This is a genomic window from Mycolicibacterium sphagni (assembly GCF_002250655.1).
Classification (GTDB): domain Bacteria; phylum Actinomycetota; class Actinomycetes; order Mycobacteriales; family Mycobacteriaceae; genus Mycobacterium; species Mycobacterium sphagni.
Window position 1 is genome coordinate 164,213 of the sequence record NZ_NOZR01000006.1, and the last position, 24,529, is coordinate 188,741.

General features: G+C 66.7%; 26 protein-coding genes and 1 pseudogene. 11 read left to right on the top strand and 16 right to left on the bottom strand.

Annotation, left to right across the window (positions count from 1 at the left end):
• Positions 1–1,221 (bottom strand): DUF885 domain-containing protein, encoded by a 1,221-nt coding sequence (locus tag CG716_RS09320; protein ID WP_094478730.1) that lies wholly within the window; start codon positions 1,219–1,221, stop codon positions 1–3.
• A gap of 30 nt (positions 1,222–1,251) precedes the next feature.
• Here CG716_RS09320 and coaA point away from each other — a divergent pair, with 30 nt between their 5' ends.
• Complete coding sequence (coaA, locus tag CG716_RS09325) at positions 1,252–2,190, top strand: type I pantothenate kinase (RefSeq protein WP_094478982.1); 939 nt, start codon at positions 1,252–1,254, stop codon at positions 2,188–2,190.
• Between the two features lie 6 nt (positions 2,191–2,196).
• Here coaA and CG716_RS09330 read toward each other — a convergent pair whose 3' ends face one another.
• Positions 2,197–2,619 carry a hypothetical protein gene (locus CG716_RS09330; RefSeq protein WP_094478732.1) on the bottom strand — a complete coding sequence of 141 codons (423 nt, stop codon included), beginning with the start codon at positions 2,617–2,619 and terminating at the stop codon, positions 2,197–2,199.
• 71 nt (positions 2,620–2,690) lie between these two features.
• Complete coding sequence (locus tag CG716_RS09335; protein ID WP_094478734.1) at positions 2,691–3,488, bottom strand: (2Z,6E)-farnesyl diphosphate synthase; 798 nt, start codon at positions 3,486–3,488, stop codon at positions 2,691–2,693.
• A 54-nt stretch (positions 3,489–3,542) separates the two neighbouring features.
• Here CG716_RS09335 and trhA point away from each other — a divergent pair, with 54 nt between their 5' ends.
• Positions 3,543–4,286 carry a PAQR family membrane homeostasis protein TrhA gene (gene trhA, locus CG716_RS09340; protein ID WP_094478736.1) on the top strand — a complete coding sequence of 248 codons (744 nt, stop codon included), beginning with the start codon at positions 3,543–3,545 and terminating at the stop codon, positions 4,284–4,286.
• Between the two features lie 35 nt (positions 4,287–4,321).
• Here trhA and CG716_RS09345 read toward each other — a convergent pair whose 3' ends face one another.
• The 4 genes from CG716_RS09345 to mca are packed head-to-tail and all read right to left on the bottom strand — an operon-like array spanning position 4,322 to position 7,847.
• Positions 4,322–4,687 (bottom strand): nuclear transport factor 2 family protein, encoded by a 366-nt coding sequence (locus tag CG716_RS09345; protein WP_094478738.1) that lies wholly within the window; start codon positions 4,685–4,687, stop codon positions 4,322–4,324.
• A 10-nt stretch (positions 4,688–4,697) separates the two neighbouring features.
• The gene (locus CG716_RS09350; protein WP_094478740.1) at positions 4,698–6,698 is read right to left on the bottom strand and encodes a thioredoxin domain-containing protein; all 2,001 of its coding nucleotides are present in this window, start codon (positions 6,696–6,698) and stop codon (positions 4,698–4,700) included.
• On the bottom strand, positions 6,682–6,978 hold the full coding sequence (locus CG716_RS09355; RefSeq protein WP_234817772.1) for a hypothetical protein: 297 nt from the start codon (positions 6,976–6,978) through the stop codon (positions 6,682–6,684). The genes CG716_RS09350 and CG716_RS09355 overlap by 17 nt, the downstream gene beginning before the upstream one ends.
• Positions 6,975–7,847 (bottom strand): mycothiol conjugate amidase Mca, encoded by an 873-nt coding sequence (gene mca / locus CG716_RS09360; RefSeq protein ID WP_094478742.1) that lies wholly within the window; start codon positions 7,845–7,847, stop codon positions 6,975–6,977. Before mca ends, CG716_RS09355 begins: the two co-directional genes overlap by 4 nt.
• Positions 7,848–7,989: 142 nt before the next feature.
• Here mca and CG716_RS09365 point away from each other — a divergent pair, with 142 nt between their 5' ends.
• The 3 genes from CG716_RS09365 to CG716_RS09375 all read left to right on the top strand — a co-directional run bounded on the left by CG716_RS09365 (position 7,990) and on the right by CG716_RS09375 (position 9,825).
• Positions 7,990–8,424: a DUF4307 domain-containing protein gene (locus CG716_RS09365; RefSeq protein ID WP_094478744.1), complete on the top strand. Its 435-nt coding sequence runs from the start codon at positions 7,990–7,992 to the stop codon at positions 8,422–8,424.
• A gap of 233 nt (positions 8,425–8,657) precedes the next feature.
• Complete coding sequence (gene greA / locus CG716_RS09370; protein ID WP_094478746.1) at positions 8,658–9,152, top strand: transcription elongation factor GreA; 495 nt, start codon at positions 8,658–8,660, stop codon at positions 9,150–9,152.
• Between the two features lie 13 nt (positions 9,153–9,165).
• Entirely contained in the window at positions 9,166–9,825 is a 660-nt protein-coding gene (locus tag CG716_RS09375) for a GPP34 family phosphoprotein (protein WP_094478748.1), read from the top strand.
• Here CG716_RS09375 and CG716_RS09380 read toward each other — a convergent pair.
• The 5 genes and pseudogenes from CG716_RS09380 to CG716_RS09400 all read right to left on the bottom strand — a co-directional run bounded on the left by CG716_RS09380 (position 9,817) and on the right by CG716_RS09400 (position 14,901).
• Positions 9,817–11,025, bottom strand: coding sequence for a cystathionine gamma-synthase (locus CG716_RS09380; protein WP_094478750.1), 1,209 nt, complete (start codon positions 11,023–11,025; stop codon positions 9,817–9,819). The two genes, CG716_RS09375 and CG716_RS09380, sit on opposite strands and share 9 nt — an antisense overlap.
• A 27-nt stretch (positions 11,026–11,052) precedes the next feature.
• A pseudogene (locus CG716_RS09385) lies at positions 11,053–11,553 on the bottom strand (RDD family protein); the annotation flags it as partial.
• Positions 11,554–11,577: 24 nt separating this feature from the next.
• Positions 11,578–12,261 (bottom strand): Rv1078 family RDD domain-containing protein, encoded by a 684-nt coding sequence (locus CG716_RS09390; protein ID WP_094478986.1) that lies wholly within the window; start codon positions 12,259–12,261, stop codon positions 11,578–11,580.
• A 147-nt stretch (positions 12,262–12,408) separates the two neighbouring features.
• Positions 12,409–13,803: a cystathionine beta-synthase gene (locus CG716_RS09395; RefSeq protein WP_094478754.1), complete on the bottom strand. Its 1,395-nt coding sequence runs from the start codon at positions 13,801–13,803 to the stop codon at positions 12,409–12,411.
• A gap of 33 nt (positions 13,804–13,836) precedes the next feature.
• Positions 13,837–14,901 carry an alpha/beta hydrolase gene (locus CG716_RS09400; RefSeq protein ID WP_094478756.1) on the bottom strand — a complete coding sequence of 355 codons (1,065 nt, stop codon included), beginning with the start codon at positions 14,899–14,901 and terminating at the stop codon, positions 13,837–13,839.
• 189 nt (positions 14,902–15,090) lie between these two features.
• On the opposite strand from CG716_RS09400, the gene CG716_RS09405 reads away from it, so the two are divergent.
• Together CG716_RS09405 and CG716_RS09410 are read left to right on the top strand one after the other, a co-directional pair.
• The gene (locus CG716_RS09405; protein WP_165774082.1) at positions 15,091–16,056 is read left to right on the top strand and encodes an SGNH/GDSL hydrolase family protein; all 966 of its coding nucleotides are present in this window, start codon (positions 15,091–15,093) and stop codon (positions 16,054–16,056) included.
• A gap of 38 nt (positions 16,057–16,094) precedes the next feature.
• Positions 16,095–17,312 (top strand): acetyl-CoA C-acetyltransferase, encoded by a 1,218-nt coding sequence (locus CG716_RS09410; RefSeq protein ID WP_094478758.1) that lies wholly within the window; start codon positions 16,095–16,097, stop codon positions 17,310–17,312.
• Between the two features lie 51 nt (positions 17,313–17,363).
• Here CG716_RS09410 and CG716_RS09415 read toward each other — a convergent pair whose 3' ends face one another.
• Positions 17,364–18,218, bottom strand: a complete 855-nt coding sequence (locus CG716_RS09415; RefSeq protein WP_410431447.1) for an endonuclease domain-containing protein — start codon at positions 18,216–18,218, stop codon at positions 17,364–17,366.
• A gap of 141 nt (positions 18,219–18,359) precedes the next feature.
• Positions 18,360–19,208 carry a Bax inhibitor-1/YccA family protein gene (locus CG716_RS09420; protein WP_094478762.1) on the bottom strand — a complete coding sequence of 283 codons (849 nt, stop codon included), beginning with the start codon at positions 19,206–19,208 and terminating at the stop codon, positions 18,360–18,362.
• A gap of 225 nt (positions 19,209–19,433) precedes the next feature.
• On the opposite strand from CG716_RS09420, the gene CG716_RS09425 reads away from it, so the two are divergent.
• Genes CG716_RS09425 through CG716_RS09435 form a run of 3 tightly spaced genes read left to right on the top strand, consistent with a single transcriptional unit; the run spans position 19,434 to position 22,999 of the window.
• On the top strand, positions 19,434–20,483 hold the full coding sequence (locus CG716_RS09425; RefSeq protein ID WP_094478764.1) for an enoyl-CoA hydratase/isomerase family protein: 1,050 nt from the start codon (positions 19,434–19,436) through the stop codon (positions 20,481–20,483).
• Positions 20,480–21,265 (top strand): enoyl-CoA hydratase, encoded by a 786-nt coding sequence (locus tag CG716_RS09430; RefSeq protein WP_094478766.1) that lies wholly within the window; start codon positions 20,480–20,482, stop codon positions 21,263–21,265. The genes CG716_RS09425 and CG716_RS09430 overlap by 4 nt, the downstream gene beginning before the upstream one ends.
• Before the next feature lie 9 nt (positions 21,266–21,274).
• Positions 21,275–22,999: an alpha/beta hydrolase gene (locus CG716_RS09435; protein ID WP_420093180.1), complete on the top strand. Its 1,725-nt coding sequence runs from the start codon at positions 21,275–21,277 to the stop codon at positions 22,997–22,999.
• Here CG716_RS09435 and CG716_RS09440 read toward each other — a convergent pair.
• Together CG716_RS09440 and CG716_RS09445 are read right to left on the bottom strand one after the other, a co-directional pair.
• Positions 22,983–23,384: a rhodanese-like domain-containing protein gene (locus tag CG716_RS09440; RefSeq protein WP_094478768.1), complete on the bottom strand. Its 402-nt coding sequence runs from the start codon at positions 23,382–23,384 to the stop codon at positions 22,983–22,985. The two genes, CG716_RS09435 and CG716_RS09440, sit on opposite strands and share 17 nt — an antisense overlap.
• 4 nt (positions 23,385–23,388) lie before the next feature.
• Positions 23,389–23,949 carry a cysteine dioxygenase gene (locus CG716_RS09445; protein ID WP_094478770.1) on the bottom strand — a complete coding sequence of 187 codons (561 nt, stop codon included), beginning with the start codon at positions 23,947–23,949 and terminating at the stop codon, positions 23,389–23,391.
• Between the two features lie 116 nt (positions 23,950–24,065).
• Between CG716_RS09445 and lpqV the strand changes: the two genes are divergently transcribed.
• Positions 24,066–24,497, top strand: coding sequence for a lipoprotein LpqV (lpqV, locus tag CG716_RS09450; RefSeq protein ID WP_094478772.1), 432 nt, complete (start codon positions 24,066–24,068; stop codon positions 24,495–24,497).
• Positions 24,498–24,529 lie beyond the last annotated feature (32 nt).

The following is a 24,529-nucleotide window of genomic DNA, read 5'->3' on the forward strand; positions in this document are numbered from 1 at the left end:
CTATCCGCGCACGTCGACACGCAACGCCGAGGGGATAAGCGGCTCGTCGAGCAACCGCCCGAACCGCTCCGTCAGCCCCACCCCGGCCGGCCGGTCGTCCAGCCACCGCCGCAGCAGCCGGTACCCCTCGACGTAGGTACTCGTATAGGCCCGCCACAGCGGCGAGGACAGAAACCGCAGCATCTGACGCGCCCGGGTGTCGTCGACCAGCAGCCAGCGCTGCAGGAAGGCGACGACGTCGTCAACGTCACGGTGTTCGTCGTGCAGCATCAGCGCCGCGTCCTGGCGTACATCGGCCAGCGCGGCCGTCGCCTCCGACAGAGCCTCGGCGCGCTCGCCGTCGAACCGCAGCCCCAGATCCGCATAGATCTCCCCGGCCCACCGACCCCAGCCCGGGCCGACCGCGGCGTGCAACGCCAGATCGGCAAGCCCCTCGGCCATCAGGCATTGCGGGGTGTTGACCAGGAAGATGGTCTGCTCCTGCTGGTCCTGGCCGGCCACCAGGCCGGCCTCTTTGCGGCAGTGCTCGGTGTGATGGCCGGGATAGGACTCGTGGGCCACCAGCCGCGGCAGGTTGGCCATCTGCTGCTTCAGGTCGGCGTTCACCGCGACCGTCGAGCGGTAGTTGCCCTCGTAGTAGTTGAAGCCCGACCACGGCTTGTCGGTGACCACCTCGTAGACGATGGTCTCGGTATCCGGCAGCGGATACGTCGCGCGCACGGTGTCACGCAGCGCGCTGGAAAACGCGTGCATGCACTCCTCGAGGCGCGCGGGCGGGATCTCGTCGGATCGGCGGTGGGCTTCCATCCGCTCGGCCAGCGGCCCGCTGCCACCGAGCACCTCGTCGATGCGGGCGTGCGCGTCGCGGTAGTGCTCCTGGTCGCCGCGACTGATCTCGACGTCGAAGTAGTTACGCACCTCGTCGACGAAACCGACCTGCTCACCGGCGAACTTGCGCGCGGAAAACGCCAGCGCGCGCAGGTGCGCGCCGATGAAGTCGGCCCGCTGGTCGGTGAAACCCGCTTCGCGGGGTACCAGCGGCAGCTCGGCCAGCAACGCGTCGGCCTGGCGGGCCAGATCGGCCGGCTCCGGAGCGGGTTCGCCGGCGACGGCGCGCCGCAGCTCGGGGTCTCCGGTGAAGGAGTCGACGTAGCCCTCTTCGATGCGGTCGAAGCGCAAACCGAGGGTCAAGTAGTCACGGATGAGGGTGCCGGGCTGCATATGAACCAAGCTAACTGCAAGACTGGCACGATGGCGCGGCTGAGTGAACCCAGCCCTTACGTCGAGTTCGACCGGAGTCAATGGCGTTCACTGCGCATGTCGACCCCGTTGAAGCTGACGGAGGACGAACTGGTTGGGCTGCGCGGTTTGGGCGAGCAGGTCGATCTGCTCGAGGTCGAAGAGGTCTATCTGCCGCTGGCCCGGTTGATCCACCTGCAGGTGGCAGCCCGGCAGCGCCTGTTCGCCGCGACCTCCGAGTTCCTCGGCGAGCGACAGCAGAGCCCCGACCGGCCGGTGCCGTTCATCATCGGCGTCGCGGGCAGCGTGGCCGTCGGCAAGTCCACCACCGCGCGCGTGCTGCAGGCGCTGCTGGCCCGCTGGGAGCACCACCCCCGGGTCGACCTGGTCACCACCGACGGCTTCCTCTATCCCAACGCCGAATTGACCCGTCGAAACCTGATGCACCGCAAGGGTTTTCCAGAGAGCTACAACCGTCGGGCACTGATGCGTTTCGTGACGACGGTGAAGTCCGGCGCTGACCAGGTCTGCGCGCCGGTGTACTCACACCTGATCTACGACATCGTGCCCGGCGAGAAACACGTCGTCACCCATCCGGACATCCTCATCCTCGAGGGCCTCAACGTCCTGCAGACCGGTCCGACCCTGATGGTGTCGGACCTGTTCGACTTCTCGGTGTACGTCGACGCCCGCATCGAGGACATCGAGCAGTGGTACGTCGACCGGTTCCTGGCGATGCGGGCAGGTGCGTTCGCCGATCCCGCCTCACACTTCCATCACTACGCGGGCCTGAGCGACCACCAGGCCGTGGCGGCCGCCCGCGACATCTGGCGTTCTATCAACCGGCCGAACCTGATCGAGAACATTCTGCCGACCCGCCCCCGCGCGACGCTGGTCCTGCGCAAGGACGCCGATCACGCAATCAACCGGCTGCGGCTGCGGAAGCTTTAGCTCGCTCTAGTTCGTGGGGATGCCCGTGAGCGGATTGAGCCGCAGCACCGGCAGCGGGAACGAGAACTCGGCCTCGGCGGCATCGGGGTGCTCGTAGAGGCCGACAGTGTGGACGCCCGCGGTGTAGACCGTCATGGGCAGGTGATGAGCGAAGACCCGAAACTTCACCGGCACGCCCGGGTTGTCCGGCCACTCCCACGCGAACTCCAGCAGCCCGACCCGCTCCCCTTCCGGGGACTTGGCGACGATGAAACGGCGTGGCTCGTAATCGCTGCCGCCCGCGGTGTACACCGACAGGACCAGTGGAACCGTGATCTGCGCGGGAAGACTCTCGACGTAGCAACTGGTCATCGGAAAGCCTTCTGCGGTAAGCCCACCGGCTTCTTCCAAGACCGCCTTACGCGCGGCGGCGAACGCTACGACATGCATGGTCGCAACCCTAGTCGCCGCCGCGCGTCCGGTCCGGGGCCCCTCACCCTTTGATGCGGCGAGCGCGGCCATTACATACCGAATCGACGATGGCGGCGACTGTAGGCGCGCAGCGCGCGCAGGAAGTCCACCCGGCGGAACGCCGGCCAGTGCGCTTCGGTGAACCACATCTCGGAGTACGCGCTCTGCCACAACAGGAACCCGGAGAGCCGCTGCTCCCCCGAGGTCCGGATCACCAGATCGGGGTCGGGCTGGCCCGAGGTGTAGAGATTCTCCGAGATGCCGTCGATCGTGACGGCGTCGATCAGCTGCTCGGCACTGGCGCCGTTGGCCAACTGCTTGCTCAGCAGGGCACGCACGGCGTCGACGATCTCCTGGCGCCCGCCGTATCCGACGGCGACGTTGACATGGAACGACGCGGGGGGAGCCAGCGACGCGGTGCTGTCCACCGCGTCCCGCAGCCGCCGCGCCGACTCCTGGCCGAGCAACTCGAGATCGCCGACGGTCCGCACACTCCAGCGGTTGGCCGGCGCGCAGATCTGCTCGACGACGTCGGTGATGATGTCGATCAACGACGACAGTTCGTCGGGATCGCGCTGCAGATTCTCGGTCGACAGCAGGTACACCGTCGCCATCTCGATGCCGGATTCGGCACACCAGCGCAGCATTTCGGCGATCTTGGCCGCGCCCATCCGGTAGCCGTACGCGACGTCGTCGTGACCAGCATCACGCGCCCAGCGCCGGTTGCCGTCGCACAGCACGGCGATATGGCGAGGGAGCTGGGACTTGGACCGCGCCAGCTCGTGGAGCAGCCGCATCTCATACAGCCGGTAGGCCGGATCTTTGAGCCGAGGCGGAATGATCTCCACGACAAACCAGACTACTGTGGCCAAGAGGTACCCCCGGGCGCGAAACGAGGTGAGATGACCGCAGGCGTCGAGACCACCGATCCCCAACGGTCCCAGTCTCCGCAGGACAGCTCCCCCGAAGACTTCCCCGAAGCCGTCGTCGACGCCGCCGCCCAGTTCCTCGGCAAGCCGAGAGCACGCGGCTGGATCCACGTCTACGCGGCAGTCGTCGCCTTCATCGCCGGCGCGGCTCTCATCTCGGTGTCATGGTCTCTGGAAGGCCTCCGCGCCGGGCTCTCGACCTTCGTGTACACGGTGACCATTGTCTTGATGTTCGCGGTCAGCGGCACCTACCACCGCGTCAACTGGGAGTCGGAAACGGCGCGCAAGTGGATGAAGCGCGCCGACCACTCGATGATCTTCATCTTCATCGCGGGCAGCTACACACCGTTCGCGATGTTGGCGCTGCCCGAGCGCAGCGGCCTCGTGCTGCTCGCGGTCGTGTGGGGCGGGGCGCTGGCCGGGGTGCTACTCAAGATGTTCTGGCCGTCGGCGCCGCGCTGGGTCGGCGTGCCGCTCTACCTGCTGCTGGGCTGGGTGGCCGCGTGGTTCATCGTCCCCATCATGAACGGGGCGGGTGTCGCGGCGCTGGTGCTTCTGATCGTCGGCGGCGCGTTGTACAGCATCGGCGGCGTGCTCTACGCGCTGAAATGGCCCAACCCGTGGCCGACGACGTTCGGCCACCACGAGTTCTTCCACGCCTGCACCGCGGTCGCGGCGATCTGCCACTACATCGCGATGTGGTTCGCGGTGTTCTAGAGAGCAGAACCCAAGCGACGCGAGGTCAACGCAGCCTAGATCTGGGTGACGTTCTCGGGGCCCCAGTAGGCCTTCATCGACGTCACCAAACCGGCGTCGTTGAACGTCATCACTTCGATCGGCTCGATCCGCATCGCGCCGGCGACCGTCAGCGCGAAGACGAACGCCGCCTCGTGGCCACCGGAACGGAACGTCAGCAACTCGGCCTTCACCTCGGCGCCCTCGACCGCCTTGTAGAAGCCCTCGATCGCCTGCCTGCCGATGTGGACTTCACCGCCACCCACCGGATCTTCCAATGTGGCGTCCTCGGCATACAGCGCCGCGACAGCGGCCGCATTTCCCGCGGCGACGGTGTTCAAGTAGCGCGTGACGAGGGCTTCGAGATCGAGGGCATCGCTCATGTGCGGAACGCTACACGGGCACACCCAGCGCGGTGGCAAGCTCCCCGGCACCCGTGACCGGCAGGTCGCACACCCGCCCGTGGCAGACGTAGGCGGCGTCGCGGCCGCCTACCCGATCACGCCCGGCCAGCAACGGCGACGAGTCGACCGCCCCGCCCACCACGATGGTGCCGCCGGGCGCCAATTGCCTTGCTGCAGCAAGTAATTCGGAATCCGCAGCCGAGCTGGCGACAGCCACCTGCAAGGGCCCGCGGACCGCGGCTTCGGCGACCGCCAGCCAGTGCCCCGCCGAGCGCGGCGCGCGGGCCAGCAGCGGCGAATGCGCCAGCAGGGTGGCCTCGGCAGCCTCGCCGTAATGTGCCGCGCGATCGGCGTCGACCAGATGCGCGGCGGTCAGTAGCGCCTCGGCGATCGAGGACGCCCCCGACGGTGTGGCCCCGTCCAGCGGGTCGGCGGGCCGGAGCATCAACTGCTCGGCATCGTCGGCGGTGTCGAACCAGCGGCCCGGCCTTTCGGGGTCGGCGAAATGCCGCAGCGCCACGTCCAGCAGATCGGTGGCACGGTCCAGCCACTCCGCATCGGCAGTCAGCTGATACAGCGTCAGCAGTCCGGTGGCCAGGGTGGCGTGGTCTTCCAGGATCGCCGTGCTGTCACCGACTACGCCGCCCAGGCTGGCCCGGCGCAGCCGGCCGTCGACGATGTGCAGGTCCAGGAGTGCCGACGCACACCGGCTCGCCGCGTCCAACAGGGCCGGAACGCCAAGGGCCACACTGGCTTCGGCTAAAGCAGTGATCGCCAGCCCGTTCCAAGCCGTGACGATCTTGTCGTCGCGCGCGGGCTGCACCCGGGTCAGCCGGGAAGCCAGCAGCGCTCTGCGCACCCGCTCGAAGCGTTCGGCGTCGTCGGGATCGGCCGGCAACTGCAGCACCGACGATCCGTGCTCGAATGTGCCGCGGTCAGTGACCTCGAAAAGACTTGCGGCCCAACGGCCGTCGTCGTCACCAAGCACCTCGCGCAGCTGAGCGGGCGTCCACACGTAGGTGGTGCCCTCGGCTCCGGCGGCGTCGGCGTCCAGCGCGGAGGTGAACATGTCACCGTCGGCGAGGTCGCCCAATAGGAAGCCCGCGGTCTGCGCCGCGATTCGCGCGGCGAACGGATCGGACGTCCGCCGAGCCCAGTGCGCATAGGCCCGCAACAGCAAGGCGTTGTCGTAGAGCATCTTCTCGAAGTGCGGCACCACCCAGTCGGCGTCGACGCTGTACCGGGCGAAGCCACCGGCCAGTTGGTCGTAGATGCCGCCGCGGGCCATCGCCGTACCGGTGCGGATCAGCGCGTCCAACGGCAGCTGAGAGCCGGTGCGCTCGTAGGACCGCAGCAGGGCCTCCAGCAGCGCTGAAGGCGGGAACTTCGGCGCCCGGCCGAAGCCACCGCGGTCGAGGTCCTCGTCGTGCAGGATCGCTCCGACGGCGTGGTCGCACAGGGTGGCGTTGATCTCCGGTCCGCCGTCGGGCAACCCGGCGGCCATCCTCCGTAGTTCCCCGGCGACCTGGTCGGAGGCCTCCTCGACCTCGCCGCGGCGGGTCCGCCAGGTGTCGGTCACCGCGTCCAGCAGCTGCAAGAATTGCGGCTTCGGGTAATAGGTGCCGCAGAAGAAGGGCCGCCCGTCCGGCATCAGGAAACAGGTCATCGGCCAGCCGCCCTGACCCGTCATCGCCACCGTGGCGTTCATGTAGACCGCGTCGAGGTCCGGCCGCTCCTCGCGGTCGACCTTGATGCACACGAAGTCGGCGTTCACCGCGACGGCCACTTCGTCGTCCTCGAAGGACTCGTGCGCCATCACATGGCACCAGTGGCAGGCGGCATACCCGATGGACAGCAGGATCGGCACGTCCCGGCGGGTGGCCTCATCGAGCGCCTCTGGGGTCCACTGCTGCCAATGGACCGGGTTGTCCGCGTGCTGGCGCAGATAAGGGCTGGTCGCCCCGGCGAGGGTGTTACCCGCCGGGCTCATTCGGCGGCCCTTTGAGATCGCGCGCGGAACCCGCACTGTCGTCCGTCGCCGCGGCGACGACGTTCTCCTCGGTCGACTCGACGTGCTCGGCCGGCTTCTCATCGAAGCTTTCCGGCAGCTTCTTGAGGTGCCTGTTCATCGACCACACCAGGGCGAAAACGCAGATCAGCAGAATCACGGTGATCAGCAGGCCGAACGGGCTGGCCTTGCCGAAGTCCGGCCCGGTGTTCTTGGGCGGATCGGCCAGCACGGTCAGGGCCGTCGCCAACAGGTCTCTCACTCGAAGATCTCGATTCCGGCGAACAGGTCGTCTTCAGGAATTTTGGCGGGCACCCGCGAACGAGCCAGTTCGAACTCCTCGGTCGGCCACAACCGCTGCTGCCACTCTATTGGCGTCGCGAAGAAGAATCCGTCGGGGTCGATCTGGGTGGCGTGTGCCTTGAGCGCCTCATCGCGCTGGTTGAAGTACTCCGAGCAGAGCACCCGGGTGGTCACCCGCCCGGCGAAGATGTCGATCTCGGGATCCCACTTCTCCAGCCAGCTGGCGAACGGACCCTCCTGGCCATGCTTGGCGAACTCGTCCTGCAGCAGCTGCAGGCGTGCCCGCAGGAAGCCGTGGTTGTAGTAGAGCTTGCTGATCGCCCACGGTTCGCCGGCATCGGGAAACAGCCGATAATCCGCAGCGGCCTCGTAGGCTGCCACCGAAACCTGATGGCAGCGAATGTGATCGGGGTGCGGATAGCCACCGTTCTCGTCGTAGGTCGTCATGACGTGCGGGCGGAACTCGCGGATCAACTTCACCAGTTCACCGACCGGTTGCTCCAGCGGCACCAGGGCGAAGCAACCATCGGGAAGTGGCGGCGGCGGGTCGCCCTCGGGCAGCCCGGAGTCCATGAAACCCAGCCAGCGATGTTCGACGCCGAGGATTTCGGCCGCTCTGGCCATCTCGTCACGACGCACGTCGGCGATGCGTCCCCGCACCTCCGGCAGGTCCATGGCCGGATTGAGAATGTCTCCGCGCTCGCCACCGGTCAGAGTCACCACCTGAACGCGGTGACCTTCGGCGGCGTAACGCGCAAGTGAGGCCGCGCCCTTGCTGGACTCGTCGTCCGGGTGCGCGTGTACGGCCATCAACCGCAGTTCGGTCACTTCTCCCCTGTACTTGCCGTGCTTCTTCTCGCTCTTACGTGCTGATGCAACAGTTGCAGTACGCCCTATAGTCCAATAGTTCCATCCTGGGCATGAATACCCGTAATCGAAGCCCCGCTGACGAGAGACGCACTCCACACCGATGACCGACCGCCCCCCGCAGCTTCCCCAGGAGCGCTACGGACGCCAAGGGCTGCCGCCGGCCACTCGGCGCCGGGTGGCGTTCGCGCTGGGTGTCCTCGTTCTGGCCGCCGGCGTGGTCCTTGCTCTGATCGCCTACCAGCGGTTCGAGGGCAACGACGTCGAGGGCAAGATCGCGACTTATCAGGTGATCGACGACCAGACGGTCTCGGTGACGATCAGCGTGACCCGAAAGGACCCCTCTCAGCCGGTGCACTGCATCGTCCGGGTGCGGTCCCACGACGGCGACGAGACCGGCCGCCGGGAAATCCTGGTCCCGCCGGCACAGGCGGCAACAGTGCAGGTCACTACCTTCGTCAAGTCGTATAAACGGCCGTTCGTCGGCGATATCTACGGCTGCGGGACGGACGTCCCGAGCTACCTGGTCGCCGCCTGACCGGCGACGGAACCACCAACAGCGAACTGCGAATGTATGAAAACTGACTGTCTTCGCGGTGGTAGACTTGCTCGATACACGGTTCCTGCTGGGAGCCGTGTATTGCTTCATTAGCGCGTTTACTCGCAGCTCTTCGATGGCAATACACGCGGACCCCTCCGCATGTTCCCAGCAGCGACAACAACAGACTGCACGCGAACATCGCGAAACCAACGAATGAGGAGCTCGACGAGATGTCCGATACCCAGGTGACCTGGCTGACCCAGGAGTCGCATGACCGACTCAAGACTGAGCTTGATCAGTTGATCGCCAACCGTCCGATCATCGCCGCCGAGATCAACGACCGCCGCGAAGAGGGCGACCTGCGTGAGAACGGCGGTTACCACGCGGCACGCGAGGAGCAGGGCCAGCAAGAAGCCCGGATCCGCCAGCTGCAGGAGCTGCTCAACACCGCCAAGGTGGGCGAAGCACCCAAGCAGTCCGGCGTTGCGCTGCCCGGTTCGGTGGTCAAGGTCTACTACGACGGCGACGAGTCCGACACCGAGACCTTCCTGATCGCCACCCGCCAGGAGGGCATCGACCACGACAAGCTCGAGGTTTACTCGCCGAACTCCCCGCTGGGCGCCGCACTGCTGAACGCGAAGGTCGGCGACATCCGCGAGTACAACGTGCCCAGCGGCAAGACCGTCAAGGTCACGCTGGTCAGCGCCGAGCCTTACCACTCGTAGCGTCGCCCGGCGCGTGGCGCGCATCGCCGAAGACCTTCTTCTGCTGCTGCTCGACAACGCCGCGGCTCAACCCGGGTTGCAACACGCTCGGCTGCAACGGTTGCTAGCCGCGGCCGTGCTGCTGGATTTGGCGTACGACTGCCGGGTCCGGCCCGCGTTGCCGGGGGAACCGGTACCGGCCGACCGGCTGATCGCGTTGACCGGGCCACCACCAATGGATCCCGTTGTGCGCCCGGCGCTGGCACTCCTGCAGGAGGCGCCAATCACGGCCAGCGCCGCAATCGGCAAGCTGCGCAAGCACACCGAGGATCAGGTGCTCGACCAACTGCTGCGCACCGGGCAGATCCATCAGATTTCGTTGTCGCAGAACCGCTTTCGGCGCAATTCCTACGCGTGGCCGCTGGCCAGCCGGTCGCGGGTTGACCGGGCGCGCTCGGCACTGCTGGCGGCACTGTTCGACGGCGATCGACCGGATCCAGCGACGGCGGCAATCGTCTCGCTGCTGCATGCGGTGGGCGGATTGAACGCGGTGCTGAGCCTCAACGACCGCGGGTGGCAATGGGTGGTCGATCGGGCCAACGAAATCGCAAGCGGCACATGGGTCGACGACGAGAAAATGGAGGACGTCAACCTTGCAGTAACCACAGCCGCGGTGCGGGCCGCGCTAGTTTAGCGCTTGCTCCAGGTCGGCCAGCAGGTCTGCCGGGTCCTCGATCCCTACCGAGAGACGAACCAGGTCGTCGGGTACCTCGAGCTGCGATCCGGCCGTCGAGGCGTGTGTCATCGCACCCGGGTGCTCGATCAGCGACTCGACCCCACCGAGCGACTCCGCGAGAATGAAAACCTCGGTGCGCGAGCACAACCGGCGCGCCGCCTCGGCGCCACCGCGCATCCGCACAGACACCATGCCGCCGAACCCGCGCATTTGGCGAGCTGCGACCTCGTGGCCGGGATGCTGCGGCAACCCGGGATAGAGCACCTGGCTCACCGCAGCGTGCCCGGCCAGCAACTCGGCCACCAGTGCGGCGTTGGAGCTGTGCCGCTGCATACGCAGTTCGAGCGTCTTGAGACCGCGCATGGTCAGGTAGGCGTCGAACGGGCCGGGCACCGCCCCGGCGCCGTTCTGCAGGAAGGCGAATTTGGTGTCGAGCTCCTCGTCGTTGGTCACCAGCGCGCCGCCGACCACATCGGAGTGCCCGCCGATGTACTTCGTAGTCGAGTGCAGCACGATGTCGGCGCCCAGGTTCAGCGGCTGCTGCAGCGCCGGCGAGGCAAACGTGTTGTCCACCAACACTTTCTGACCGGAGACGGCCGCGATCTCGGCGATCCCGGAGATGTCGGCGATCGACAGCAGCGGGTTCGTCGGGGTCTCCACCCAGATCAACCGGGTGTTGGCGGTGATCGCCGCACGTACCGCATCCAGGTCCGATAGCGCCACCGGGGTGTGCGCGACACCCCACTGCGTGAACACCTTGTCGATCAGCCGGAAGGTACCGCCGTAGGCGTCATCGGGGATGACGACGTGATCGCCGGGACGCAATATGGCGCGCAGCGCGCAATCGGTGGCCGCCATACCTGAGCTGAACGCCCGCCCGTACGTGCCGTCCTCGACGGCGGCCAGCACCGCCTCCAGCGCGGCCCGCGTCGGGTTGCCGGTGCGCGCGTATTCGAACCCGCCGCGCAGCCCGCCAACCCCGTCCTGGGCGAACGTGCTGCTCGCATAGATCGGGGCGTTGACCGCTCCGGTCGCCGGGTCGGGGCGGTACCCGGCGTGGATGGCCCGCGTCGCGAACCCCTGTGCCCGGTGTCGATCCGCTTCCCCAAGACCCCGGGTCGCTTCGCTCCTGCCCGCCGTGCTGCGCTGCTCACTCATCGCGTCCGAGCCTATCGGCCCGACGGGTCAGAGCGGCACGCAGACCGTCGTCATGATTTTATCGGCGAGCGTCTGCCGCTTGGCGTCCCACAGTGGGAACAAGAAGCCGATGTAGCAGATGATCGCGTCGACGAAGTGGGCGATCTGGCGCACGATCGACAGTCCGAACCCGATCGGCTGACCGGTCTTCTCGCTGATGACTTTGAACTTCAGCACCGACTTACCGATACTCGAGCCGGTGGTGCCCTGGCGGTAGCCCCAGTTCCACACCCAGAACGCGAGCGCGGCGATCCCGAACACGAAGGACAGGATCAGTCCCAGCGCCGAGGGCTGCGACGTGCAGTACACGCCGTAACTGTTGTCGCCACTGCTCGACGTGCAGTTGTTTTCACCGGTGGCCGCCATCAGGCCCTGGCCTACACCGGACAGAATGACGATCGGGATGACGTCGATGATGTACGCGCCGACCCGCTTGATCCAGGGGGTGTAGGCATCCTTGGGCAATACGCCCGCACCGGGCGGCGGAGGTGGCTGCGTCATTGATGTCCTTGTCTACAGGGGAACGCAAACGGTCGACATGATCTTGTCGGCCAGCGACTGGCGCTTGGAGTCCCAAAGCGGGAAAAGAACGGCGATCAGCCAGAGGACGAAGCACAGGTAGGAAGCGATGGAGTACAGGATCTCGCGGACCAGGGATAGCCAAAAACCGATTGGCTGACCGGTCTTTTCGCTGATCACCTTGAATTTCATGATCGACTTGCCGATGCTCGATCCCGTCTTGCCCTGGCGATATCCCAGGTTCCAGATCACGAAGATGTACCCGACGACGATGGAAATCGCGAGCGCCGCCTGCCCAGTCGTCGAGGCACCCGTCGCACAGAACTCGCCGAGGTTGTACTCGGAAGAATCGGTCACACAGGCCGTCTCTTGAGTAGCGGCCAGCACGCCGGCGCCGATGCCGATGATGACGAGCACCGGGATGTAGTCGATCAGCCACGCAACGACGCGGGTGAACCACGATGTGTAGGCGCTCTGCGGCAGCTGGTCGCCCGACTGCCCGGGAGGTGGCGGCGCATACCCGCCCTGCGGCGGTGGCGGAGGCGGATAGCTACCGGGCGGAGGTGGCGGAGAATAGCCACCGCCGGACTGCGGAGGTGGGTAGCCACCGGGCGGCGGAGGAGGTGGTGGCGGCGGCGGATAGTTCCCCGGCGGAGGTCCGGGCGGTTGTTCTGTCATGGCGCCTTCCACTTCAGAGTGATCACCTGAGGTAAAGCGGCATAAATGTACCTGAGAAGTCCCTGCGCATCGCGATAAAGCGGAATCTTCATCTGCCCGACATTCGCCGGCGTCAGCGGCGAACCAATATTTGCTCAGGCAACAATTTCAGCGTCGGCGCGGCGCGTCGGACAGAAACCCGAGCAAGTCGTGACGGGTGATGACGCCGACAGGCTTGCCGTCTTCGACGACCATCAGCGCGTCCCACTCCCGCAGCGACTTCGCCGCAGCGCTGACCAGTTCCCCCGACCCGATCAGCGGCAGCGGCGGACTCATGTGCAGAGACACGGCGTCGGCCAGCTTGGCCCGGCCCTCGAACACCGCGGACAGCAGTTCTCGCTCCGACACGCTGCCGGCCACCTCGCCGGCCATCACCGGGGGTTCGGCGCCGACGACCGGCATCTGGGAGACGCCGTATTCACGCAGGATGCCGATCGCGTCACGGACGGTTTCCTGCGGATGGGTGTGCACCAGGTCGGGCAACGCACCGGACTTACCACGCAGCACGTCGCCAACCGTCGGCTCGACCACCGAGCCGTCGAGGCGGGAGCGCAGGAATCCGTACGACGACATCCACCCGTCGTTGAAGATCTTCGACAAGTAGCCGCGGCCACCGTCCGGCAGCAAAACCACGACCAGGGAATCGGGCCCGGCCTCCTGGGCCACCTTGAGCGCGGCGACGACGGCCATGCCGCAGGAGCCCCCGACCAGCAGTGCCTCTTCGCGGGCCAACCGGCGGGTCATGTCGAAGGAGTCGGCATCGGAGACCGCGATGATCTCGTCGGGCACCGACGGGTCGTAGGCGGCCGGCCAGAAATCCTCGCCGACGCCCTCGACCAGGTAGGGCCGCCCGGTGCCACCGGAGTAAACGGAGCCTTCCGGGTCGGCGCCGATGACCTTGACCTTGCCGCCGGACACCTCCTTGAGGTAGCGCCCGGCGCCGGTGATCGTGCCGCCGGTGCCCACTCCGGCGACGAAGTGGGTCACCTTGCCGTCTGTGTCGGCCCAGATCTCCGGGCCGGTCGTTTCGTAGTGGCTGGCCGGACCGTTCGGGTTGGAGTACTGGTCGGGCTTCCAGGCGCCCTCGATTTCGCTGACCAGCCGGTTGGACACGCTGTAATAGCTGTCCGGGTGATCGGGCGCCACGGCCGTCGGGCAGACAACCACCTCGGCGCCGTAAGCGCGCAGGACATTCTGCTTGTCCTCGCTGACCTTGTCGGGGCAGACGAAGATGCACTTGTAACCGCGTCGCTGCGCCACCAGCGCCAGTCCGACGCCGGTATTGCCGGAAGTGGGTTCCACGATCGTGCCGCCGGGCTTCAATTCGCCGCTGGCCTCGGCCGCGTCGATCATCTTGGCGGCGATGCGGTCCTTGGCACTACCGCCCGGACTGACGTACTCGATCTTGGCCGCAACCACCCCCGAGCCCTCTCGAACAACGGAGTTCAGTTGGACCAGTGGGGTGTTCCCGATCAGCTCGCTGATGTGGGACGCGATTCGCATGCCTACATCGTGTCAGGCCGCCGACTCGACTGCTCAGCCGGTCGCTTCGCGGATGTACTCACCGATCTGGCGCAGTGAGCGCTTGGCCTCCGGGATCAGCGGAGCCGCGAGCTGGAAGTCGTGGATCTGGCCGGGCCACACCCGCACCTCGGTGGGCACGCCGGAGGCAGCCAGCCGGCGAGCCGCCAGCCGCGCGTCATGCAGCAGGACCTCCGACCCCGACACATGGATCAGGGTGCGCGGAAGTCCGGGCTCGATGTGGTCGAGCGGTTCGTAGACGCCTTCGGGCTCGCCGTCGACGATGTTCTTGGCGGCGGCCCGGGCGACCAGGGCGACCAGGGCGTCGAAAGCCTTGGGCGGGAACATCGCATCGGTGTGGATGTTCGGGTGCGAGAGCTTCTGCTCGTGGTCGAGCTGCAGCAGCGGCGAGATCGCCACCAGGGCCGCCGGCTCCTCGCCGAGGGCCTGCAGCCGCTGGGCCAGCGTCAGCGCCAGGTAACCGCCGGCGGAGTCACCGGCCAGCACGATCTGGTCGGGCTCGTAGCCGCGCATGCGGAGCCATTGATAGGCGTCGTAACAGTCGTCGACGGCGTTGCCGACGGTGTGCTTGGGAACCAGCCGGTAGTCGACCACCAGCACCGGGGAGTCGGCGAACTTCGACAGCGCGACAGAGATCCGGCTATGCGAGTTGACGCCGCAGGTCAAGAACGCGCCGCCGTGCATGTAGAGCACAACGCGGCGGTTTCCGTCGGCGGGCAGCACGCCGGGAGCGCGGACGAGTTGGGCGGAGGCGTTGGGCAGCCCGACGGTGGCCCGCACGGTGCCCGGGCTGGGCAGAAGTGCTCTGGCGACGAAGTCGACGAGGCCGAATGGCCATGGCCAGTGCGGTACGTGGCTGAGCACCGCCAAAGTGGGCCACATGGTGGCGCGGGTGCCGATCGAAACCAGCCGGGCGGCAACGCTGGGACCGCTCTCGACGACCTCGACCGGTGCTCCGTCGCTGACCGGATAGCGGCGCGGGCTTCGCCCTTTCGCAGCCTCACTACCAGCGGTTACCCGATGCGGGGCCGAGGCCCGGACCTTACTGGGTGCGGTCATCGCAACACTCCCTACGCCAATGTAGATACGTGTTCCGGGCGGTTGAGCGAAGCCCGGTAACTTAGCTTGCCATCTGTATTACCTACAACAACTAACGATTTGATTTCTTACCGGATCTGATACCTGTCCGTAATCGCGGGGCCACCGTCGGAGGGGGATTCACGCCCGAGCAGCACCTAAACTGGCCCGGTGGGCATACGCGCTTCGCGGAAGTCGACAGCAGCGTTGGCGGCGGCGGGAGTTCTGGCATCCACCGGCACCGCCGTGTTGGGTGCGCGGAGTTTGCTCAGCGGCCAGGCGGATCAAGTACGCAGTGTCATCCCCAAATCCTGGGACGTCCCGCCGCGCGCGGACGGCATCTACGCCCCCGGTGGCGGGCCGGTCCGGCGCTGGGAGCGCGGCGAGTCGTTCGACCTTCATCTGATGGTGTTCGGGGATTCGACGGCCACCGGTTATGGCTGCCGCACCGCCGACGAGGTGCCCGGCGTGCTGATCGCGCGCGGTCTTGCCGAGGAGTCGGGCAAGCTGATCCGGCTGTCCACCAAGGCAATCGTGGGTGCGACGTCGAAGGGCCTCTCCGGTCAGGTCGACGCGATGTTCGTGGCGGGTCCGCCGCCCGATGCCGCGGTGATCATGATCGGCGCCAACGACATCACTGCACTCAACGGGCTCAGTGCGTCGGCCCGCCGGCTCGGTGCGGCGGTGCAACGCCTGCGTGCTTCCGGCGCGGTGGTGGTCGTCGGCACCTGCCCGGATTTCGGGGTCATCAAGGAGATTCCGCAGCCGCTGCGGTGGGCCACCCGCTCGCGCGGGCTTCAACTGGCGCGTGCACAGGCCGCCGCGGTGCGCGCGGCCGGCGGTGTACCGGTGCCGCTGGCCGATCTGTTGGCGCCCAACTTCCTTCAGGCGCCCGACGTGATGTTCTCCGAAGACCGCTACCACCCGTCGGCGGCGGGCTATGCGTTGGCCGCCAACCAATTGCTTCCGGCGCTGTGCCACGCGCTGGGCGAGTGGACCGGCGCTACCGTGCCCGATCTCCCCTGGGTCACCCGCTCCGAGGTCCGGGCGCTCACTGACCGGCTTGGACCGCTGACACGGCTCCTCCGCAGGAAGACCACCGGGGTCCCCGCACCGATCGTGGTGCAGGCGAGCTAGGTTCGTGTGCAATCGTCGCTGCACACCAAGGAGCCGTCATGCCCGAAGCCGTCATCGTTTCCACTGCCCGCTCGCCGATCGGTCGGGCGCAAAAGGGGTCACTCGTCAGCATCCGCCCGGACGATCTGGCCGCCCAGATGGTGCGCGCCGCCCTGGACAAGGTGCCCGCGCTGGATCCCCGCGAGATCGACGACCTGATCATGGGTTGTGGTCAGCCCGGCGGTGAGTCGGGCTTCAACATCGGCCGCGTCGTCGCCGTCGAGCTGGGCTATGACTTCCTGCCGGGCACCACCGTGAACCGCTACTGCTCGTCGTCATTGCAGAGCACGCGGATGGCGTTCCACGCGATCAAGGCCGGCGAGGGCCACGCCTTCATCTCGGCCGGCGTGGAGACGGTCTCGCAGTTCGGCAAGGGCAGCGCCGACGGCTGGCCGGATACCAAGAACGCACTGTTCGCCGAGGCGCAGGAGCGCTCGACGGCAGCCGCCGCCGGAGCCGAGGAATGGCGCGATCCGCGCGAAGACGGCCTGATTCCCGACGTCTACATCGCGATGGGCCAGACCGCCGAGAATGTGGCGCTGCACACCGGGATCAGCCGCGAAGACCAGGACCACTGGGGCGTGCGCTCACAGAACCGTGCCGAGGACGCCATCAAGAGCGGCTTCTTCGAGCGTGAGATCGTGCCCGTCACCCTGCCCGACGGCACGGTAGTCAGCACCGATGATGGCCCGCGCGCAGGCACCACCTACGAGAAGATCAGCCAGCTCAAGCCGGTGTTCCGGCCCAACGGCACGATCACCGCAGGCAACGCGTGCCCGCTGAACGACGGCGCCGCGGCAGTGGTGATCATGTCCGACACCAAGGCCAAGGAGCTGGGGCTGACCCCGTTGGCCCGCATCGTGTCGACCGGGGTGTCCGGCTTGTCGCCGGAGATCATGGGGCTGGGCCCGATCGAGGCCGTCAAGAAAGCGCTGGCTCAGGCGAAGATGTCGATCTCCGACATCGACCTGTACGAGATCAACGAAGCGTTCGCCGTGCAGGTGCTCGGCTCGGCGCGGGCGCTGGGGATGGACGAGGACAAGCTCAACGTCTCCGGCGGCGCGATCGCGCTGGGGCATCCGTTCGGTATGACGGGCGCGCGGATCACGGCGACCCTGCTCAACAACCTGCAGACCTACGACAAGACGTTCGGCATCGAATCGATGTGCGTCGGCGGCGGGCAGGGCATGGCCATGATCGTCGAGCGGCTCTCGTAACTTCGCATCGGTTCTGCGGTGAGAGCGTGTCTGACAGCCCCTTTCACGCTCTCATCGCAGAACCGATTGCCGACGCGTTATCGCGTCCCGCACCCGCCACACAATGTTTTCCGAGGTGTCGCCGACGAGCACACGGATGACGATCCATCCCAGCCGCTCCAATTCCTCCCGACGGGCCGAGTCTCTGGCGTACTGCAGCCGATCCGTTCGGTGATGCTCGCCGTCGTACTCGACAGCGACTTTGACGTCCTCCCACCCCATGTCCAGGTAGTACTTGGTCCAGCCACCGACAACCACTGGAATCTGCGTTCGTGGCCGCGGTAACCCAGCACGCACAAGGACCAATCGCAACCAGGTTTCCTTCGGCGACTGCGCGCCCACGTCGACCAAGCTCAGCACTGTCTCGAGCTTGCGCAAGCCCGGCACACCTCGATGCCGGGCGGCAATCGTCGCCACCTCGTCGACACTCAAGCCGGTCGCCCGGAACAGGGCATCCATCCGTCCGACGGCCACATGCGTCGGGAAAGCGCAGCGCCCCACGTCGAACGCGGTTCGAGCTGGAGATGTCACCGGCAGTCCACCCACGCGCATTCGCTCCTCGGGACGCATCGTGAGACATCGCGTTCGAATGCCACTCGGCGGCCGCGCATTTGACCACATCAACTCGATAGGCAGGTCTTCATCGAGCCACTTACTCCCATGCAGACCAGCAGCCGTCAGCCCCATGATGACCCCGGAACGGCGCGACCACAGCCAAGCGGCGTACGCGCGATCGTGGAGTGTCAGGGCTGCGTTCTTTTCCGCGTAGACACCGGGAAAAACTGGCCTGTACCGCGTCCGCAGGAGGTGCTTAGGAATCTGCCCGGTGGCGATCGCTTCACTTCCGATGAAGGGTTGGCCAGAGATCACTCACCCACCCTGCGGGATCGGTGCGATCAACTATGTACACAGAGCGTCTCGCTGGGGATGAACCCCGATCTGTGCGCAGAACCGGTGCATACGACAAAGCCCCGGCCGTGCAGGCCGGGGCTTTGTGCGTGAGAGCAGCTAGCGGCTCTGGAAGTACGACAGCAGGCGCAGGATCTCGATGTAGAGCCACACCAGCGTCACGGTGAGGCCGAGGGCAACACCCCAGGCTGCCTTCTCCGGTGCACCGGCGCGGATCATCTGGTCCGCGGCGTCGAAGTCGATCAGGAAGCTGAACGCCGCAAGCGCGATCACGAACAGCGAGAAGGCAATCGCGATCGGGCCGCCGCTGCGCAGGCCCAGGCCCTCGCCGCCACCAACACCGAACATCGCCAAGACGAAGTTGCCGAGGATCAGCACCAGCACGCCGACCATGCCGGCGACGATCATGCGGGTGAACTTCGGCGTCACGCGGATGGCGCCGGTCTTGTAGACGACGAGCATGCCGAAGAACACGCCGATGGTGCCGAGCACCGCCTGGCTGATCATCACACCGGCGTTGGCGCCGGATACGACGACATTGGCGAAGACGAAGGAGATGGCTCCGACGAACAGGCCCTCGAGGGCGGCGTAGCTCAGCACGATGGCCGGGTTGTCCTGCTTACGCCCGAACGTCGCGACCAGTACCAGGGCCAGGCCGCCGAGTCCACCGATCAGGGTGAGCGGCATGGCCAACGCGAGGTTGGCCGAGACCAGGAAGTAGGAGATGACCGCGACGACAGACAGCACAGCCAGGGTGATGCCGGTCTTGGTGACCACGTCGTCGATCGTCATGGGCCGCGAGACACCGGCCTGCGGCGTGTAGGGCGCCGCGTAGGGGTCGGTCTGGTAAGCGACCTGCTGTGCACCGGCTACACCGGTACCGAATTGTGCGTATCCGCCCTGCTGCTTGGGCAGCGAACGAAATACCGGGTTGCTGGTCTCCCGCACCGTCGGAATCCTCTCCTGGAAGTCGAGTAACGCACCGTCAACGAACGGCGTCCAAAACCGGTTCCCAGGAAGTCCACAATCTTCTTCCCGGCGTGTCCGGCGCTACGGAGCCTGACCTTACCTGCGGTCGGCATCCGGCGGGTAACGATCATTTGCCTGGTGGTACTTTTGCCGCTGAGAAACTAGGACATCCAAGCTTTTCGCGTACGGAAGGACCTCGCTGTCGTGACGGCTGATTCCGCCGAAGTCTTGACCCGTGTCAATGGCGGTGTCGGCTTCCTGACACTCAATCGCCCGAAGGCAATCAACTCGCTGACCCACAACATGGTCGCGATCATCGCCAAGGCACTCACCGACTGGGCACATGACGACGACGTGCGTGCGGTGGTGCTCACCGGTGCCGGCGAGCGCGGCCTGTGCGCAGGCGGCGACGTGGTGGCGATTTATCACAGCGCCCGGGCCGGGGGTGCCGAAGCGCGACAGTTCTGGTTGGACGAGTACCGGCTCAACGCACAGATCGGCAGTTACCCCAAGCCGTATGTGGCGGTCATGGACGGCATCGTCATGGGCGGCGGCGTCGGGGTCGCCGCGCACGGCAGCGTGCGAGTGGTCACCGACACCTCGAAGGTCGCCATGCCCGAGGTCGGCATCGGTTTCATCCCCGACGTCGGCGGCACATATCTGTTGTCCAGGGCCCCCGGCGGGCTCGGCTTGCACGCCGCCCTGTCCGGCGCGCCGTTCTCGGGCGCCGACGCCATCGCGCTGGGCTTCGCCGATCATTACGTGCCGCATGACTCGCTCGAACCGTTCATCGCCGCGATCGTCGCCGACGGCGTGGATGCGGCCGTCAAGGCCTTCGCCACCGATCCCCCGCCGAGTCACCTTGTTGCCCAGCGGCATTGGATCGACGAGTGCTATGCGGCCGAGACGGTCGCCGACATTGTCACCGCCCTGCGTAGCCATGACCAAGACGAAGCCAAGAAAGCCGCCGACCTCATCGCGTCGCGCTCCCCCATCGCGGCTTCCGTCGCGCTGGCATCGGTCCGGCGCGCCGCCGGGCTCGACACCCTGGAAGACGTTCTGGTGCAGGAGTACCGGGTGTCCTCGGCATCGCTTGACTCGCACGACCTGGTGGAGGGCATCCGCGCGCAGATCGTGGACAAGGATCGCAATCCGACGTGGGCCCCGCCGTCGCTGGCGGCAGTGACCGAGCAGGATGTGGAACAGTACTTCGCGCCGGCAGACCCGGACCTGACCTTCGAGGAGGACATGTGAGCCCCAAGACGAGCTACGAAACCATCCTGGTCGACCGCGAGGACCGGGTCGGCACGATCACGCTCAACCGCCCCCAGGCGCTCAACGCTCTCAACAGCCAGGTGATGGTCGAGCTGACTACGGCCGCTGCTGAATTCGACGCCGATCCCGGCATCGGCGCCATCGTCATCACCGGCAGCGCCAAGGCGTTCGCCGCCGGCGCCGATATCAAAGAGATGGCGACCCTCTCGTTTTCGGAGGTCTTCGACGCGGACTTCTTCGCAGCCTGGGGCAAACTCGCGGCGGTCCGCACGCCCACCATCGCGGCGGTCGCCGGCTACGCACTCGGCGGCGGCTGCGAGCTGGCGATGATGTGCGACGTGCTGATCGCGGCCGATACCGCGAAGTTCGGCCAGCCCGAGATCAAACTGGGGGTGCTGCCGGGCATGGGCGGCTCGCAGCGGCTCACCCGCGCGATCGGCAAGGCCAAGGCGATGGACCTGATCCTGACCGGCCGCACGATCGACGCCGCCGAGGCCGAGCGCAGCGGCCTGGTCTCACGGGTGGTGCCCGCCGATGACCTGCTCAACGAGGCCAAGGCCGTCGCCACGACGATCTCGCAGATGTCGCGTTCGGCTGCCCGGATGGCCAAGGAAGCCGTGAACCGAGCCTTCGAATCCACCCTTACCGAGGGCCTGCTCTACGAGCGCCGATTGTTCCACTCCGCATTCGCCACCGACGACCAGACTGAGGGCATGGCCGCCTTCACCGAGAAGCGCACTCCGAACTTCACGCACCGCTAAGGTGCTGTCGTGAGCGAAGCCGAGCCGGAGCAGACCGAATCCGCCGACTCGGCGGTTGCCGCTGCTGAGCCTGCCGCGGTGACGCCCGAATCCAACCCGACGCCGGACTGGTGGCAGCGCCACTACACCTTCACGGGAACCGCCATGGCACTGGCGTTCCTGTGGCTTTCGCTCACTCCGTCACTGCTGCCGCGCGGGCCGTTGTTCCAGGGTCTGGTCAGCGGTTCCGCCGGTGCCATCGGATACGGCCTCGGCGTCTTTGCGGTCTGGCTGGTGAATTTCATGCTTTCGCGGCCTACCAGTCCACACGCTCCGCGCTGGGCCTGGCCGGTGCTCGTCGCCGCCGGGATCATCGGCCTGGTTTTCGCGATCTACTTTTTCCACGTCTGGCAGGACCAGGTCCGCGACCTGATGGGCGTGCCCCGTCTGACTTGGTACAACTACCCGCAGGCCGCGATCATCGGCGTGATCGTGCTGTTCGTCTTCGTCGAGATCGGCCAGCTGGTCGGCAAACTCGTCAGGTATTTGGTTCGCCAGCTGAATCGCTTTGCCCCACCGCGTGTTTCAGCAGTCGTCGTGGTGGTGATACTGCTGAGCCTGACGATCGCCATCCTCAACGGCGTGGTGATCCGGGGCGGTATGAGCTTCCTCAACAGCACGTTCGCGTCAGCCAACGACGAGATGGATCCCGACAATCCGGCACCCACCAGCCCGCTCCTGTCGGGCGGTCCCGGCTCGCTGGTCACGTGGGCTTCGTTGGGCCACCAGGGCCGTGTGTTCGTCTCCGGTGGACCCACCGTCGCGCAGCTCACGAAGTTCAACGGCGCCCCCGCGATCGAGCCGATCCGGGCGTATGCGGGCAAGAACTCCGCCCCGAACATCAGGGCGACGGCCGAGCTCGCCGCGCGAGAACTGGAGCGCGAGGGCGGGTTCAAGCGCAAAGTCATCGCCGTGGCGACCACGACGGGAACGGGCTGGATCAACGAAGCCGAGGCGTCCGCGCTGGAGTACATGTACAACGGCGACACCGCGATCGTCAGCATGCAGTACTCGTTCCTGCCGAGCTGGCTGTCCTTCCTGGTGGACAAGGAGAACGCCCGCCAGGCCGGCCAGGCCCTGTTCGAGGCGGTCGACGAACGGCTGCGCGCGATGCCCGAGGCGCAGCGGCCCAAGATCGTGGTGTTCGGCGAGAGCCTGGGTTCCTTCGGCGGTGAAGCGCCGTTCCTGAGCCCGAACAACATCATCGCCCGCACGGACGGGGCGTTGTTCTCCGGGCCGACCTTCAACAACACGATGTGGAACGACGTCACGGTCAACCGCGACGAGGGCTCGCCGATGTGGCTACCGATCTTCGATCAAGGCCGCAACATCCGGCTCTCAGCACGGCCCGACAACCTGGACCGGCCGGACAAGCCGTGGGGTTATCCGCGCATCGTCTACCTGCAACACGCCTCCGACCCGATCGCGTGGTGGAACCCCGATCTGCTGTTCTCCGAACCGGATTGGCTGCGCGAGCCGCGCGGTTACGACGTGTCCCCCGACATGTACTGGACCCCGATCGTCACGTTCCTGCAGGTCTCCGCCGACATGGCGGTCGCCGTGGACGTGCCCGACGGCCACGGTCACCGTTATGTGCGTGATGTCGTCAACGCGTGGGCCGCGATCCTGCAGCCGCCGGGGTGGACGCCGGAGAAGACCGACCGGCTGCGCGGAATCGTCACTGCGCCGGAGTGAGCTCGCTCAGCTCGCCGAGCACACCGGCTTCGGCCAGCGCCTGATAGCCGCCGATGACGTCAGTAGCTCGGTGTAGCCCGAGGTCGTGCAGTGCGGCCGCGGCCAGGCTCGATGTGTAACCCTGCGAGCAGAGCAGCACCCATTCGACCTCGTCGTCTTTCGCCTGGGGCAGCCGCGCGTCGCTGGTCGGGTCGCAGCGCCACTCCAGCACGTTGCGCTCGATGACCAGGGCGGCCGGGGTTTGTCCTTCGGCGGCACGCTGGGCCGCCGGACGGATGTCGACGAGGATGGCGCCGCGACGCAGCGCTGCCGGGACGTCGCGGGCCGCCAGCCGATGCAACCGCTCCCGGGCGTCGGCCAGGATGCGGTCGATTCGGCTGGTCATCGGATCAGAATCCTTCAGGTTCGTCGGTCAGCGCGGTACGGGTGCGACGCAGCGTGTTGCGTTGGGTCACTTCGTAATACGACATTGCCGTCAGCGGCGGCGAATAGGCGTGCACACTCAGCGTAGCCGTCGCGGGCGGGGCACTGACCGGAGCCCGCACCACATCGTGTACCCACCCGAGCGGGAACGCGGCCTGATCGCCGGCATCCAGGCGGCGGCGAAGCAGTCGTTCACCGTCCCAACGGTATTCGTGCAACGCACCGGAGAGCACCGTGAGTGCCCCCAGCGACCCGCAGTGATCGTGCAGCTCGGTGGTGTGGCCCGGCACCCAGCTGATCAGCCAGACGTCGAGCTCGTCGTCGGCATGCAAACGGGTGAACCACCGTTCGTCGGCCGGCGGACCGCCGGCCGGCAACAGGTCGTTGAATTGACCGCGCAACACCTCATCGGCGTATTTGTCGGTGGCGTGGAGCAGGTCGGGCAACCGCAATCGGGTTGGCGCCGAGACGGCTGGGGCGGTGGAGGGAAATGCGGCAAGGGAGAGGGCGGCGCCCGAGTACGGCATGACGAGGAACTTTCCGCGATGGAAGGGACGAATTTCGGGGGTCGGTTACGACCGACAACACTCCCGAGACCCGGTGCGCTCCGTCATGGCCGCCAGTGTTGCATAGATTTGAGTCCATGCCCGGGTACCGATGTCGCTCCCTGTTCGCCGTCGCTGCGTGTGTCACGGGTCTCACCGCGTGCACATCGGGTGGCGGCGGGCACGGCACCTCCACCACGCCGGCGCCCCCGAGCGGAACCTCGCAGACGAGCGCAACGGCCACGCCGTCGGGCACGATCGGGACATCCCCCGGCGGTGTAACCACGCGTATTGACGTGCCCGCAGAATCGACCGAAGAACAATATGCGCAGGCCTGCATGGCCACCAAGAAGTGGATGGAAGCCAAGGGCGGCGATCCGACAACCTTGGTCGAGCCGTTCCTCAAGGACCTGCAGAGCAACGCAGCGCCCGGTCCAGCGACGTTTAACAGCACCTGGGGCCAGTTGTCGGCCGCGCAGCAGGCAGCGGTGATCGTCGCGGTGAAGGCGGCCGCCGAGGGCGGGTGCTGAGCCCTTCCAATCACGGGTAGCAAAAATCACCC

Bases quoted from the DNA above. Each gene is read 5' to 3' on its own strand.
- greA (WP_094478746.1), top strand. From the start codon at position 8,658: ATGTCCGATACCCAGGTGACCTGGCTGACCCAGGAGTCGCATGACCGA.
- trhA (WP_094478736.1), top strand. From the start codon at position 3,543: ATGACCGCAGGCGTCGAGACCACCGATCCCCAACGGTCCCAGTCTCCG.
- CG716_RS09390 (WP_094478986.1), bottom strand. From the start codon at position 12,261: ATGACAGAACAACCGCCCGGACCTCCGCCGGGGAACTATCCGCCGCCG.
- CG716_RS09330 (WP_094478732.1), bottom strand. From the start codon at position 2,619: ATGCATGTCGTAGCGTTCGCCGCCGCGCGTAAGGCGGTCTTGGAAGAA.
- CG716_RS09410 (WP_094478758.1), top strand. From the start codon at position 16,095: ATGCCCGAAGCCGTCATCGTTTCCACTGCCCGCTCGCCGATCGGTCGG.
- lpqV (WP_094478772.1), top strand. From the start codon at position 24,066: ATGCCCGGGTACCGATGTCGCTCCCTGTTCGCCGTCGCTGCGTGTGTC.
- CG716_RS09440 (WP_094478768.1), bottom strand. From the start codon at position 23,384: ATGACCAGCCGAATCGACCGCATCCTGGCCGACGCCCGGGAGCGGTTG.
- CG716_RS09350 (WP_094478740.1), bottom strand. From the start codon at position 6,698: ATGAGCCCGGCGGGTAACACCCTCGCCGGGGCGACCAGCCCTTATCTG.
- CG716_RS09395 (WP_094478754.1), bottom strand. From the start codon at position 13,803: ATGCGAATCGCGTCCCACATCAGCGAGCTGATCGGGAACACCCCACTG.
- CG716_RS09400 (WP_094478756.1), bottom strand. From the start codon at position 14,901: ATGACCGCACCCAGTAAGGTCCGGGCCTCGGCCCCGCATCGGGTAACC.
- coaA (WP_094478982.1), top strand. From the start codon at position 1,252: ATGGCGCGGCTGAGTGAACCCAGCCCTTACGTCGAGTTCGACCGGAGT.
- CG716_RS09345 (WP_094478738.1), bottom strand. From the start codon at position 4,687: ATGAGCGATGCCCTCGATCTCGAAGCCCTCGTCACGCGCTACTTGAAC.
- CG716_RS09445 (WP_094478770.1), bottom strand. From the start codon at position 23,949: ATGCCGTACTCGGGCGCCGCCCTCTCCCTTGCCGCATTTCCCTCCACC.
- CG716_RS09320 (WP_094478730.1), bottom strand. From the start codon at position 1,221: ATGCAGCCCGGCACCCTCATCCGTGACTACTTGACCCTCGGTTTGCGC.
- CG716_RS09365 (WP_094478744.1), top strand. From the start codon at position 7,990: ATGACCGACCGCCCCCCGCAGCTTCCCCAGGAGCGCTACGGACGCCAA.
- CG716_RS09380 (WP_094478750.1), bottom strand. From the start codon at position 11,025: ATGAGTGAGCAGCGCAGCACGGCGGGCAGGAGCGAAGCGACCCGGGGT.